At 63.0% G+C, this 12,656-nt stretch carries 16 protein-coding genes and 1 pseudogene; 11 read left to right on the forward strand and 6 right to left on the reverse strand.

Features of this window, described 5'->3' with window-relative positions:
* Positions 1 to 40: 40 nt before the first annotated feature.
* Both IRG63_RS11060 and IRG63_RS11065 read left to right on the forward strand, forming a co-directional pair.
* On the forward strand, positions 41 to 706 hold the full coding sequence (locus tag IRG63_RS11060; RefSeq protein ID WP_193510138.1) for a DNA alkylation repair protein: 666 nt from the start codon (positions 41 to 43) through the stop codon (positions 704 to 706).
* A gap of 26 nt (positions 707 to 732) precedes the next feature.
* Positions 733 to 1,272 carry a hypothetical protein gene (locus IRG63_RS11065; RefSeq protein WP_193510140.1) on the forward strand — a complete coding sequence of 180 codons (540 nt, stop codon included), beginning with the start codon at positions 733 to 735 and terminating at the stop codon, positions 1,270 to 1,272.
* Positions 1,273 to 1,335: 63 nt separating this feature from the next.
* On the opposite strand, the gene IRG63_RS11070 is transcribed toward IRG63_RS11065, so the two are convergent.
* Positions 1,336 to 1,914 (reverse strand): dihydrofolate reductase family protein, encoded by a 579-nt coding sequence (locus IRG63_RS11070; protein ID WP_193510141.1) that lies wholly within the window; start codon positions 1,912 to 1,914, stop codon positions 1,336 to 1,338.
* 151 nt (positions 1,915 to 2,065) lie between these two features.
* Here IRG63_RS11070 and IRG63_RS13810 point away from each other — a divergent pair.
* Together IRG63_RS13810 and IRG63_RS13815 are read left to right on the forward strand one after the other, a co-directional pair.
* Positions 2,066 to 2,353: pseudogene (locus tag IRG63_RS13810) on the forward strand (ClpP family protease); the annotation flags it as partial.
* Complete coding sequence (locus tag IRG63_RS13815) at positions 2,330 to 2,887, forward strand: iron chaperone (RefSeq protein ID WP_370566252.1); 558 nt, start codon at positions 2,330 to 2,332, stop codon at positions 2,885 to 2,887. The pseudogene IRG63_RS13810 and the gene IRG63_RS13815, both read left to right, overlap by 24 nt.
* 56 nt (positions 2,888 to 2,943) lie before the next feature.
* Here IRG63_RS13815 and IRG63_RS11080 read toward each other — a convergent pair whose 3' ends face one another.
* On the reverse strand, positions 2,944 to 3,507 hold the full coding sequence (locus IRG63_RS11080) for a carboxymuconolactone decarboxylase family protein (protein ID WP_168627557.1): 564 nt from the start codon (positions 3,505 to 3,507) through the stop codon (positions 2,944 to 2,946).
* Positions 3,508 to 3,601: 94 nt separating this feature from the next.
* Between IRG63_RS11080 and IRG63_RS14115 the strand changes: the two genes are divergently transcribed.
* Complete coding sequence (locus IRG63_RS14115; RefSeq protein ID WP_193510144.1) at positions 3,602 to 4,267, forward strand: CGNR zinc finger domain-containing protein; 666 nt, start codon at positions 3,602 to 3,604, stop codon at positions 4,265 to 4,267.
* Here IRG63_RS14115 and IRG63_RS11090 read toward each other — a convergent pair.
* Positions 4,242 to 5,021 (reverse strand): CPBP family intramembrane glutamic endopeptidase, encoded by a 780-nt coding sequence (locus IRG63_RS11090; protein WP_193510145.1) that lies wholly within the window; start codon positions 5,019 to 5,021, stop codon positions 4,242 to 4,244. The two genes, IRG63_RS14115 and IRG63_RS11090, sit on opposite strands and share 26 nt — an antisense overlap.
* A 187-nt stretch (positions 5,022 to 5,208) precedes the next feature.
* Here IRG63_RS11090 and IRG63_RS11095 point away from each other — a divergent pair, with 187 nt between their 5' ends.
* Genes IRG63_RS11095 through IRG63_RS11105 form a run of 3 tightly spaced genes read left to right on the forward strand, consistent with a single transcriptional unit; the run spans position 5,209 to position 8,996 of the window.
* Positions 5,209 to 5,586: a DUF1622 domain-containing protein gene (locus IRG63_RS11095; RefSeq protein WP_193510146.1), complete on the forward strand. Its 378-nt coding sequence runs from the start codon at positions 5,209 to 5,211 to the stop codon at positions 5,584 to 5,586.
* 40 nt (positions 5,587 to 5,626) lie between these two features.
* The gene (locus IRG63_RS11100) at positions 5,627 to 8,068 is read left to right on the forward strand and encodes an arylsulfatase (RefSeq protein ID WP_227412050.1); all 2,442 of its coding nucleotides are present in this window, start codon (positions 5,627 to 5,629) and stop codon (positions 8,066 to 8,068) included.
* Between the two features lie 37 nt (positions 8,069 to 8,105).
* Positions 8,106 to 8,996, forward strand: coding sequence for a formylglycine-generating enzyme family protein (locus tag IRG63_RS11105; RefSeq protein WP_193510147.1), 891 nt, complete (start codon positions 8,106 to 8,108; stop codon positions 8,994 to 8,996).
* 34 nt (positions 8,997 to 9,030) lie between these two features.
* Here the strand turns inward: IRG63_RS11105 and IRG63_RS11110 are convergent, their stop codons facing one another.
* Both IRG63_RS11110 and IRG63_RS11115 read right to left on the reverse strand, forming a co-directional pair.
* Positions 9,031 to 10,020, reverse strand: a complete 990-nt coding sequence (locus IRG63_RS11110; RefSeq protein WP_193510149.1) for a fumarylacetoacetate hydrolase family protein — start codon at positions 10,018 to 10,020, stop codon at positions 9,031 to 9,033.
* Positions 10,017 to 10,514: a hypothetical protein gene (locus IRG63_RS11115; RefSeq protein ID WP_193510150.1), complete on the reverse strand. Its 498-nt coding sequence runs from the start codon at positions 10,512 to 10,514 to the stop codon at positions 10,017 to 10,019. Before IRG63_RS11115 ends, IRG63_RS11110 begins: the two co-directional genes overlap by 4 nt.
* Positions 10,515 to 10,586: 72 nt before the next feature.
* Between IRG63_RS11115 and IRG63_RS11120 the strand changes: the two genes are divergently transcribed.
* Complete coding sequence (locus IRG63_RS11120) at positions 10,587 to 11,132, forward strand: TetR/AcrR family transcriptional regulator (RefSeq protein ID WP_168627564.1); 546 nt, start codon at positions 10,587 to 10,589, stop codon at positions 11,130 to 11,132.
* A 35-nt stretch (positions 11,133 to 11,167) separates the two neighbouring features.
* On the opposite strand, the gene IRG63_RS11125 is transcribed toward IRG63_RS11120, so the two are convergent.
* Complete coding sequence (locus tag IRG63_RS11125; RefSeq protein WP_168627565.1) at positions 11,168 to 11,863, reverse strand: helix-turn-helix domain-containing protein; 696 nt, start codon at positions 11,861 to 11,863, stop codon at positions 11,168 to 11,170.
* An 80-nt stretch (positions 11,864 to 11,943) separates the two neighbouring features.
* Here IRG63_RS11125 and IRG63_RS11130 point away from each other — a divergent pair, with 80 nt between their 5' ends.
* Together IRG63_RS11130 and IRG63_RS11135 are read left to right on the forward strand one after the other, a co-directional pair.
* Positions 11,944 to 12,237, forward strand: coding sequence for a DUF1905 domain-containing protein (locus tag IRG63_RS11130; protein WP_193510151.1), 294 nt, complete (start codon positions 11,944 to 11,946; stop codon positions 12,235 to 12,237).
* Positions 12,234 to 12,527, forward strand: coding sequence for a DUF1905 domain-containing protein (locus tag IRG63_RS11135; RefSeq protein ID WP_370566241.1), 294 nt, complete (start codon positions 12,234 to 12,236; stop codon positions 12,525 to 12,527). Before IRG63_RS11130 ends, IRG63_RS11135 begins: the two co-directional genes overlap by 4 nt.
* Positions 12,528 to 12,656 lie beyond the last annotated feature (129 nt).

Raw genomic sequence — 12,656 nt, forward strand, 5'->3', positions numbered from 1 at the left:
CGGCATCCGGAATAGTGTGGAGAGGGGACGGGAGGCCCGGATGGCGGACACACAGCTGGTGGCGGTGATGGCCGAGCTTGACGCGCTCGCCGACCCGAAGGTGCGCGAGGCGAACGAGAAGCGCGGTGACGATCACGGCGTGAACCTCAGCAAGCTGCGCGAGGTCGCGAAGCGGCTGAAGACGCAGCACGACCTGGCGTTGGAACTGTGGGCGACGGATGACACCGCGGCTCGCCTGCTGGCGCTGCTGATCTGCCGGCCGAAGCTGTACAGCGCGGACGACTTGGATGCGATGCTGCGCGAGGCTCGCGCGCCAAAGGTGCATGACTGGCTCGTGAACTACGTGGTGAAGAAGGGCCCACACATGGAGGAGTTGCGTGTGCGCTGGTTCTCCGACCCCGACCCGGTCGTCGCGAGCGCAGGATGGGCGCTGACCACGGAGCGGGTGGTCAAGAAACCCGACGGGATCAACCTGACCGGGCTGCTCGACACGGTCGAGTCGGAGATGAAGGATGCCCCCGACCGCCTGCAGTGGGCGATGAACCACTGCCTGGCCGAGATCGGCATCCAGAACGCCGACCTGCGTCCCCGCGCGATCGACATCGGTGAGCGGCTGGAGGTCCTGAAGGACTACCCCACTCCCCCGAACTGCACCTCACCGTTCGCGCCCATCTGGATCGCCGAGATGGTGAGCCGGCAGGTATAGGGGGTTGTCGCCGATACTCTGGCGATGTGGAGCAGATTTTCGGAGCAGTCGTCAGCATTCTCGCAGTGTTGGCGGTTTCCGCAGTCGAATGGGTTAGCCGCCGCGCGACGGGTGAGGGCAGGAGGCTACTGAAGGTCGAGAGACTCGCCAATGTGTACGCCCTCATGCCCGAATCCGCTGAGAAGCGGACATTCGGAACGCACGTCTTAGCCGCGACGCGCGAACTCAATGAATGGATGGATCTCGACAGCAAGAAGCGCCGGACCCTCATTCGTTCACTATCAGCAGTCACCCTCGCTCTGGGCGTCGGCGTTGCGATTCCGGTTTCACTTCTTCCAATCTTCACGGAGGTCATTTGGCTCTCTTACGCCTTGGGAACAGTCATCGGAATCGTCATTGTGCTCATTAGGTTTTTCATCCCCTACGTACTGGAAAAGCGAGCGTTGCAAGCGGCGGAGGCAACAAGGCTGGCGACTGAGCAGGAGGAAGGAAGATGCGCGCCTCGCGGCCTTTCGGGAGGGCAAGACATTTTCGGACCTTGCGGCTTCTGCCTCGGCCGCGTCTGATGATCCATGATTTGGAGTCACCGATTTTGGGCCTGGCTTCGAGTCGTTCCGGTCGACGGGGTGTTACGGAACCGCGACGGTCCTATTCGCGACGCCGTAGCTCAGGTACACCACCCCGCTGCCGAAGCGGCGCTCATCCAACAGCTCCAGGTCGACCCGCACGTCGTCCGGGAAGAACCGCTTGCCACCGCCGACGATCGCGGGGACGATGAAGAGCTCGTACTGATCGACTAGGCCAGCACGGATCGCATGCGCGGCCAGGGTCGGCCCATCGATAGTGATGTCGAGCTCCGAATCCTCTTTCAGCGTGCGCACCGCATCCGGGTCGAACGTGCGCTCAATCCGAGTCCTTTTGCTGGCGACCTCGCCCAACGACGTGGAGTAGACGATCTTGTCGGTCGCCTGCCAGGTGTTCGCGAACTCAAGCATGAAGGGCGGCTGATCCGGCAAGGTATGGAGCGTCTCCCAGGCGACCATCGTCTCGTACATCCGACGTCCGTAGAGGTACGTTCCGACGGACTGCATCAGGTCATTGACGAACTGGTGCAACGTCTCCCCGGGGACGCTCCAGTCGAAGTTGCCCTCCGCGTCAGTCACGTAACCGTCGAGCGACGTGATCATCGAGTAGATCAGCTTGCCCATCACAGGACCTCCCGTACAGGACCAAGAATCCACCGGATGCGCAGACATGGCAAGACCGCCGAGCCCAGCCGCTTCAGCCATCTGCTGACAGCCGCTCTGCTAACGGCAGATTCGCTCACCTGACCCCTGCTCGCGGAGGGAGGGTGAGGGTATGAGCGATTCACCTAAACAGCCGCTGTTCACCGAAACCGTTCGACGCGAGTTCTTTGAGCGGCGCGTCCTCGTGTTGGACGGACCGCTTGACGACGACAACGGCACGCTCCTGGCTACGCAGCTCATTGCGTTGGCCACGGAGGACCCGTCCGCCGACATCTCCTTGTGGATCCATTCGCCAGGTGGCTCGGTGCCCGCGATGCTTGCGATCCGCGACATCATGCGCGCCATTCCCAACGACGTCTCCACGCTCGTGTTCGGGATCGCGTACAGTGCCAATCAGTTTTCAAGAAGCGGCGCTCGGCTGCTCCGATTAGTCTCATTCCCACCTACGGGCCGAAGGGAGACCGTCATGAACGACGAGAAGAAGTCCGGTCGGGGCACCAAAGCCAAGAGCACGGGACCTGAGTTCACGCCCGAAGAAAAGGCCGCGATGAAGGAACGGGCCAAGGAGCTGAAGGCCGAAGCCGCTCGCGGGAAGAAGGAGGCGGACCTCGAGAGCGAAGTGCTCGCGAAGATCGCCGAGATGCCGAAGTCTGATCGCACAATGGCCGAGCGAATCCACGCGCTCGTCAAGGCCAACGCACCCGAGCTCAAGCCCAAGCTCTGGTACGGGATGCCTGCCTACGCCAAGGACGGCAAGGTCGTCTGCTACTTCACGAGCGCCGACAAGTTCAAGGCGCGCTACGCCAGCTTCGGCTTCGACGAAGCAGCCAATCTCGATGAGGGCAGCATGTGGGCAACCTCGTTCGCGCTGACGAAGCTGACCGCCACCGACGAGAAGAAGCTTGGCGAACTCGTGAAGAAGGCGGTGAGCTAGCCCGCCTCCCCGCCGGAGCGCCGTGAGGCACCCCGGCGAGGGTGGAAGGTTGAGCGTTACGCGGCGTCGGCCTTGCCAGCCACCCCAGGCTGCACGACCGGGAAGTCGATCTCGGTCTTCATCGCCTTGTTGAAGAAGTTGGTGAGGGAGTTCAGCCCCACCGCAGCGATGACCTCCACGATCTCGGCGTCACTGACGCCGGCCGAGCGGACGGCCTCAAAGTCAGCGTCGGTGATGTCACCGCGGCTGCTGTTCACCGCAAGGGCGAACGTAAGGATGGCGTCCTCCTTGGCGTCGGTCGCGGTGCCTTCACGTGCCGACAGGATGTCCTCCTCATCGAGCTTCGCGGCGTGGGCACTCGTGTAGGTGTGCACCGAGAGGCAGTACGCGCACTCGTTCGACTCTGCGATCGCCAAGGCGATACGTTCGCGCGTGGCAGCGCGAAGCACACCGCGGCCGAGTGCTCCGGACAGCCCCAGGTAGCCCTGCAGCGCTGACGGGCTGTTGACCATCGCACGAGCCATGTTCGGCACTGCACCCATCGCCTTCTGTGTCGCTTCGAGTTGCTCGGCGGCAGTTCCGGTTGCAGATGCGGGGTCGATAAGCGGGATGCGCGTCATGGTGCTCCAATTTCTAGCGGTTGTAACTGGCTTTTGCCATAAGACAGCCCATCACACTCTTCTCACGATTGCAAACCGCTGTTACCATGAGAACATGGTTGTGTCGGATGTTGAGGGCAGCGCCCCTGTCATTGGCGAGCGTCTGTCGCTCGACCTGATGAACACGTCTTACTCAACACGCGGCAAGCCGGCGGAGGGGCTCGGATCTCCTGAGCAGGCGACGTCATGGGTTCAGAGGATCGCTGGCCGACTTGCGGATGCCGGCGCCACGTCCGCATCCGAGGCGCGCTTCGGCGAGGCGGGACTGGACGACTTGCTCGCCCTTCGCACTGCAATGCGGTCACTTGCCGACGCTGTCGTCAGCGGCGGAACGCCGGGTGCGCACGACGTCGAACGGATTAACCGGGCGGCCGCCCTGACGCCGCGGTGGTCATCGATGGCTTGGAATGGCGACGCCCGTCCCGCCATGACGAAGCAATCTGCGGGCGCTCCCGCCGACCAGGTGCTCAGCACGCTGGCCGGAGACGCGGTAGACCTCTTCACCGGCGCTGACGCCGCCCGGCTGCGCATGTGCGAGCGCCCGGGGTGCGACCTGTTCTTTCTGAAAGACCACCCGCGTCGAGAGTGGTGCACTCCAGCCTGCGGCGCACGGGTTCGTGCCGCGCGGTCATACCAGAAGCGAGTTCAGCGAGCCCGATCTGCTTCGGCGATCGGGGCCTCCCAGCCGTCTCCCACTACGCCAGAACGCCGTAGAAGATGACGTAGTTCATCGCGAGGTTGAACGCCGCGTGTGCGACGATCGCGCCAAGGAGCGATCCGGTAAGCATCCGGAACGCGTAGAAGACGAGCGAACTCAGGAACATTGCGGCAACCCACAGGAGTGCGGGAAGCGGAAGGAACGCCCACGCACCCGCGACGAAGACGATGCCGAAATGAGCGAGGTGGGTGACCGCGAAGGCGCCTGCGTCCACGAGCGCGGCCGGGCGATTGCCGAGTCGCGACGCGAGACTCTCGTGAGCGATGCCTCGATAGAGCAGTTCCTCTCCGATAGGGCTGAAGAGCATGCTGATCACCGCGTAGATGATGAAGTACACCAGTCGGTCGGCTTCGGATGGTGATTCAGGCACGTTCGAGTACGTTCGCGCGATGTAGGCGAACGGGTTCTGCACCGAAAACCCCCACAGCGCGGTTGTCGCGAAGTAGACGGCGAAGCAAGCCGCGGCGCCCGCCAACGCGGCGGGCAGCATCCAACGCCAGCGCGACGGGCGAACCAGGCCGATCGTTCGTCGTCCGCCGCGTGTGAGCACGATCCAGGGCAAGACTGCCATCGCGACAAAGACGAGACTTACCAGCTGATAGGTGCCCGTCACATTGGCTTGAAGCACGAGAACCATGCGCACCACACCGAACACGACGAGCAACAGGATCCCGGTCCTGACATCGAACGTGAGGACTCGGAGAAAAGGCGCGCGAAAGGCCGGCTTCACGTCTACTTGCTCTTCCAGGGTAGGCACGACGCGAAGCCTATTGGATGCCGGACATCATCCGAGGTCGACTCGTGCTTGGGTTCTGAGTTTGCGGGGAGAGTTCTCGGGCATTCATTGATCACCATCGAGGTGCGCGTGTCACTCACCCTGCAGGGGTGACGCCGCCGAGGTTGCCAGTGAATCGAATGGTGTTGACCTCGGATTGGAGCTCGACATGGAGATCGGCGCAGTCATCCAGACAGTCGGCGAGGTCGTTGACGTTATGGGAGTCGTAGCAATCGTCCTGGGAATCACCTATTCGATGGTGGACGCGGGAGTGCGCGGACTCCGAAGGCAGCGGCCGATTTACACCAGATTCCGCCGTGTGCTCGGGCGCGCCATCCTGCTTGGCCTAGAGCTCCTCGTTGCGGCGGACATCATCAAGACAGTGGCGGTGACACCGACCCTCCAATCCGTCACCGTGCTCGCCATCATTGTGCTCATCCGGACATTTCTCAGTTGGGCGCTTCAGCTGGAAGTGACTGGCAGATGGCCCTGGCAGAAGCCGACGGATGATGATGAGACGACCGAACCCGTGGAGCGCACGGCGTGACCCGGTGGGCGACCTGCCGCGACATCATCCCATGAGGCTGATGCAGCTGCCGGATGGCGTGCCGATGATGGCCTCCAACACTGTTTCACTGACGGACCGGGAGGAACCAGCGATGAGTTCCATCGTCACCTACAGCGAGGGACAACCCTTTGCGGGAGTGGTCGGGCGCACAAGTGGCGAATCCACCCCGGCTTGGCCGACTCCTCCTCGCGCGCAGGACGGAGCGCCCAACGTCATCATCTTCGTCCTCGATGACGTCGGTTTTGGACAACTCTCAAGCTTCGGCGGGCTCGTCGAGACCCCAGTGATCGACCGGTTCGCGGATGACGGACTGCGGTACACCAACATGCACACGACCGCGCTCTGCTCACCCTCGCGCGGTGCCATCTTGACCGGCCGCAACCATCACTCGCTCGGATTGGGCGTGATTTCTGAAGTGTCGACCGGATACCCGGGCTACAACGGGATCATGCCCTTTGACAAGGGGATGCTGTCGGAAATGCTGCTTCCCCACGGTTACAACACTTTCATGGTTGGCAAGTGGCACCTCTCCCCGCCGGAACACGAGACTGCCGCCGGGCCGTATGATCGTTGGCCCCTGGGACGTGGATTCGAGCGGTTCTATGGGTTCCTCGGCGGAGATACGAACCAGTGGTATCCGGACCTCGTTTATGACAACCATTCGGTCGAGCAGCCCCGGCAGCCGGAGGAGGGCTACCACCTCAGCGCAGACCTCGCGGACAGGGCCATCGAGTTCATTCAGGACGCCCACGTGAACGCCCCGGACAAGCCGTTTTACCTGCACTATTGCACGGGTGCTGCGCATGCGCCGCACCACGTGCCCGTTGAGTGGGCCGACAAGTACAAGGGCAAATTCGACGCCGGCTGGGACGACTACCGAGAGGTAGTGCACCAGCGCCAACTCGACATGGGCATCATTCCGGCCGGGACGGAACTTTCCGCCCATGACCCGGACGTTCCCGTGTGGGAGACCATCTCTGAAAGCGAGAAAAGGGTCTACGCCCGGATGATGGAGGTGTACGCCGGCTTTGTCAGCTACACCGACCACGAGTTCGGACGAGTGGTCAGCTTCGTGGAGGAAATCGGAGAGCTCGACAACACATTCTTCATTCTCATCTCCGATAACGGGGCCAGCTCGGAGGGTGGCCCGGTCGGATCTCTCAACGAGATGATGTTCTTCAACAACGTGCCGGAGGATCTCGAGGAGAACCTCGAGCGGATTGATGAGCTCGGCGGCCCGACCGTCTTCAACCACTACGCGTGGGGATGGACCAATGCCGGCAACACGCCGTTTCGTCGATGGAAGCGAGAGACGTACCGCGGCGGCTGCACCGACCCGTGCATCGTCTCATGGCCCGCCAGGATCACCGCTCGTGGTGAGATCCGCACGCAATACGCGCACATCGTGGACTTCGTGCCCACAGTGCTCGATGCCCTTGGGATCGACCCGCCGATAACCATCCGTGGTGTCACTCAAGCCCCTCTCGAAGGGGTGAGCTTCGCGCACACCTTCAACGACGCCGACGCTGGTACTGCTCATCACACGCAGTACTTCGAAATGTTCGGCCACCGGTCCCTGTACCACGACGGATGGCGGGCCGTGTGTCCGTGGCCAGGCCCGAGCTTCGCAGAAGCCGCGGAGAAGGGGCTCCGTTACGGCACTCCGATCGATGAAGCGGTTCTCGCCGACATCGAAGCCAACAACTGGGAGCTGTACGACCTTACAAAGGACTACTCCGAGACGCATGACCTCGCTGCCGAGAACCGTCCAAAGCTGATCGAGATGATTGGCCGGTGGTGGGCTGAGGCAGGCAACTACAACGTGTTGCCACTCGATGGCGCCATGCTGCAACGCATGAATGTTGAACGGCCAACGATCGCGAAGTCACGTGACCGTTTTGTCTACTTTCCGGGTGGCTCACCGGTGCCGTTCACCGCAGCGCCTAAGGTCTACAATCGCCCGTTCACGATCACGGCCGATGTGCAGATCCAAGACGCCGACGTTCACGGAGTCCTAATCGCCCAGGGCGGCCTGACCGGGGGGTACTCGTTCTTCGTCAAGGACAACCGACTGAGCTTCGTCTACAACTTCCTCGGACGCGATCTCTTCACCGTCGTTTCCAACGTAGACGTGCCCAGTGGCGATGTCTCCCTTCGCTACGAATTCGAGCCAACCGGCGAACCGGACTTCGCTGCCGGGAAGGGCACACCAGCGCGCGGACAGCTGTACATCGACGACAACCTCGTTGGGGAAGTCGACATGCCGCACACAGTGCCGAATATTTTCAGCACCGAAGGCCTCACCTGCGGTCATGACGGCGGCAGCCGCGTGGCCCCCGACGATTATCAGGACGACTTCCCCTTCACCGGCCTACTCAAACGGGTCACGATTGACCTCTCGGGAACCGACCTCATCCCTGACAGCGAAACTGACATGAAGGTGGCAGTTGCCCGCCAGTAGCGATTCTCTTCGTTCATCATCGACCGGGACTCGTGACATGGTGCTCATCGAGGGCGGCGTCCTCCTGATGGGATCGGATGAGTTCTACCCCGACGAACGCCCTGTCCATTCACGCGAGGTGAGGTCCTTTCGGATCGACCGGTTCGAAGTCACGAACGAGGACTACGGGCGGTTCGTCGACGACACCGGATACGCCACCGTCGCAGAGCGGGACCTCGACCCGGCGGACTTCCCCGGCGCGGATCCCGCCGAACTGGTGCCTGGCGCAACGGTGTTCACGCCCACGCCGGGTCCGGTCGACCTGCGAGATTGGCGCAACTGGTGGCGCTGGCAGCCCGGCGCGTATTGGCGGGAGCCATTCGGCCCGGGTTCAACAGTGGCAGGCAGACTGCGGCATCCGGTCGTCCACATCGCGTTCGAGGATGCCTGGACCTACGCAGAATGGGCGGGTGTGCGTCTGCCCACCGAGGCCGAGCACGAGTACGCGGCCCGCGGCGGGTTGGTCGGCGCACGTTTCGCCTGGGGAGACGAGCCCTACCCGGCCGGCGTGCCCCAAGCGAACTCGTGGCTCGGGCACTTCCCGTACGACAACCAAGGGGTAGGAGACGCCGCTCCGGTCGGCTCGTACCCACCCAACGGCTACGGGTTGCACGACATGACAGGCAACGTGTGGGAGTGGACCACGGACTACTACACGCCGCGGCATCTAAGGCTTACCGACAACCCTGTCGACCCGGGCAAGCGGAAGAACCTGCTCGCCGCTGCGAGCGCGCAGGAGCACTCGCCTATGCCTCGGCGCGTTCTGAAGGGCGGCTCCCATTTGTGCTCGCCGGAGTACTGCCTGCGCTTCCGCCCGGCGGCGCGCTCGCCGCAGGCGGAGGACACCGGCATGTCGCACATCGGGTTCCGTTGCGCGCTGGATGCCTGAGGGAACGCCCTAAGCCGCTCCCCCACCTCGACGACTAAGTGTCCTTTGGCGCCCGGCGGCCCCAACCTGTGGTCGGCATCGTCGCCGGCGTGCCGAATCGTTGGGCAAGGCTGCCCAGTCCATCGATGTTGATGGTGAATGCCTCCCCCGGCTCGAGCCATTCGTCGCGGTCCAGTCCGCAGCAGCCGGGGATAGTTCCCATCCCGACGACTGTGCCTGCAGGGAGCGAGCGACGACGAAGGATGTGGGCGAGCATCCGGGCGGGGTGGAGGGAGTAGTCGCTGGTGGTTCCGGTCCAGGCGGAGCGACCGTCGAACGTCACTGTTACGGCAAGGTCGAGCGGATTAGGCACCTCGTCTGGGGTGACTAGGTACGGGCCGATGCCGTTGCCGGTGTCGAAGTCCTTGCTGCTGGCGGGGCCGGTGAACAGCATCTCCCCCAGCTGCACGTCGCGCGCGCTGGCGTCGTTGTAGATGAGGTAGCCGGCAGGTTCGACCCAGGCAGAGTGCTGTTGGGGTTCGGCGCCGGTGACGATCGCGAGTTCCGGTTCGATGTCGAGGTAGGCGGTGAAGTCGGGCCAATCGATCGTGTCGCCGGTGCCGCTGATGGAGTAGTGATTGCCCTTATAGAAGCGCAGCGTCTTCGACCGAGCAGCCGCACGGCCGAGTAGCGCGCCCACCGGCCTGCCCACACCGAATGGCAGGCTGCGGCGTAACAGGGTCCGGGTGGATGCGCGGAGATGCTTCGGACTCAGACCGCAATCCAGTAGGGCCGCTGGCTGCGGAAGCGGCGCGAGCAACTGCACGTCGTTCAGTCGCAGTGCGGGCTGCGCGGGGTCGGCAACGATCGCCGCGGCGCGGTCGAAGGTGTCGGGGAGGCCGGCGAGATAGGAGTCCATGGAGTCCAGTCCACGAACGTCATGGCCCGCAGCGGACGTGAAGCGAACGACTTCGGCACCACGCACCGCGCCGAACGCAATCTCGGCCCGATCTGCTTCCGTGAGCCGAAAGCTCACCAGCTTCATGACCGACTCCCCCGCACCGCCTGGACACCGATCCATACAGCGCTGCCCAGCGCGAGCGCCCACTTTGTGCGCGTTGCCGCGCCCGAGAGCGCCGCATCTCTTGGGGTGATGTCGTCGGGCCGTGCGGTGAACCGCGCGTGGAAGGCGTTCTCGACTAGGTCAAGCACGGCCGATGCCGCCGGTGCCGCGATCAACGCCAACGTCACCGCTCGCGGCTGGGCGGGTTGTCGAACGGCTCGTCCCGAGGCGATCAACGCTGCCGCATACAGGAACGGATGCAGGGTGTCCGGCCCGAGGTGGCGCTGATATTGCTCGCGTTGCGCAGGCGTCCAGCCACCCATGATCTTGCGGAAGACCGTGGGGTCAGCAGTGGTCTGCAGCCGTCCGACATCGCTCCCCAGCGGAAGCAGCAGCCGTGCGATGTTCGCTTGAGACACCGCGAACGCCACCCACAACGCGACGGTGATGCGCTTGTTTTTCCCGTGCACGCCCATGCCACCCTCCTATTAGACCTTGAGTTCAATAACAAGAGAGCGTACATTATTGAACTGATGTCTAATAAACCGGTGCGCCGGCGCCTGACGACCGAGCAGCGGCGCCTTGAACTGATTAGATCCGCGGCCCAGTTGTTGGGAACGCGACCATACGAGGACGTCTCCATTGATGAGATCGCCGAGCACGCCGGCGCCTCCCGAGCACTGCTGTACCACTACTTCCCGTCCAAACAGGAACTGGCCCGCGAGGTCGTGCAGCATGAGTCAACCGCCCTGCGCGCGGCGATCGAGGGACAAGATCTGCCCGCCGCGTTGGCCGCTTACCTGGACTATGTCGAGTCGCATCCGGATGGCTACCGACTCCTACACGAGGGCGCGCTCCGTCTTGATAGCGAGATCCGCGGCGTGATCTCGGAGAGCCGAGAGCACGTCGAACGTATCGTTTTGGAGCTTCTCGGCACCACAAACCCGGGCCCGGCAGCGCGATTGGCGGTCCGAGGATGGACCGGTTTCGTGATCGCGATCTGCTTGGAATGGATCAACGATTCCGGCATCGACCGGCGAACCGTGGAAGCAATCCTGACGCGCTCCCTCGACCAGCTCGTGCATTCCGCGTGACCTGGTCGCTGACGCATCGGGCGAGCTAGAAGCGTTCAAACAACGGCCTCAAGCGGTGTCTGTAGTCGCGTGGCGTCAAGCAGGGAGAGGACCGCATTTCGGTCGCCTTGCACCGTCGTGTCCTCGCTGCTGTCGAGCGGAGCCCCGCCAATTACGAGGCCTTTCCATGCCCGTGTCGTGCTGACAACGCGGGCATCGACGTCGTCGGGGGCGACTTCCTTTGTGATGGAGGTCCCTTCCTTTGTCACTGTCGCGAGGTATTCGACAGGATCTCGGTCGATCAGGCGGGAGTCTCTTAGTTGAAGACCGACCCGGCGACCACGGGCGCCATGAGCGAGTGGCCGCGCATGCGCTCGCATTGCCAAGACGAGGGTGTCGGGGCTCATATCGGCGTCTACCGGAAGCATTGGGGAGCGGACAGCCCATAGCGACAGGGCTGTGTTGACCGCCTCGAGCTCGCGCCCCCAGTCGGTGAGGTCGTACAGCATCACGTGCGTAGGCGCCGACGAGGTGTGGCGCGCCACCACGCCTACCTCTTCGAGATCCTGAAGCCGTTGCGTGAGCACCGCGGGACCAATTCCTGGGATATCTCGTTGTAGATCGACGAATCGCTTGGGTCCGAGCAGTAGTTCCCGCACAACGATGAGCGCCCACCGCTCGCCAATGAGGTCGAGGCCGTGCGCCGACGCGCATCCGTCGTTGTATGAGCCATAGGTTCTGCGCGTCGCCACCCTCGAATGTTACTACTTGTCAAGGAGTGCACACTACTGTTTTAGTAGTGCTATCGATGATCAACGCGAGGAGACCAGCATTGGCGAACACCACTAGGACGGCACAGCCGATTGACGTCACTTTCAGCGCTGAGGTGATTGCCGACTCGAATAGCGGCTGGCTCTGCGTGCAACTGCCGGACTCGGCCGAGATATTCGGGACGGGCAAATCAGTGAGAGTCTGCGGCACGGTCGATGGCCACGACTACGAGGCGACCATGCTGCCCGTCGGCGGCGGCACACACATGCTGGCCCTCCGGGCTGCGTTGCGAAAGGTTCTGAACAAAGGACTTGGCGACGAGGTCGTTGTGCATCTGACGGGCAGGATCGCGTGACTACCCCGGGAATGCCCCAAGACCTGGATCACACGTTCTCCGCGACCATCGGCGTGGACGTCAAGGGCGAGATCTGGTCATGCGTCGAGATGCCGGAGTCAACCGCATTCTTTGGAACAGGCAAGGCCGTCAAGGTCAATGCAACGGTCGATGATCAGCCCGTGACCACATCATTCATGCCAACCGGTCGCGGTGGTCACATGCTCTCGATCAGCGCGAAACTTCGCAAGCTCCTGAGAAAGGACATCGGCGATGAGGTCACCGTTCATCTGACGCAGCGCCTGAGCTGATGTAGATGCAAGCGCCGACCCCGATCCCCTGTCACTACGAGCACTGACTACCTGTCAGCAGTTGGCGCTAGCCTCGAGAATGAGATGAACTCTGCAACCAAAGGCGTTCGAAGAGCAGCACAACGAGAG

The organism is Cryobacterium sp. BB736 (assembly GCF_014980265.1).
Classification (GTDB): Bacteria; Actinomycetota; Actinomycetes; order Actinomycetales; family Microbacteriaceae; genus Terrimesophilobacter.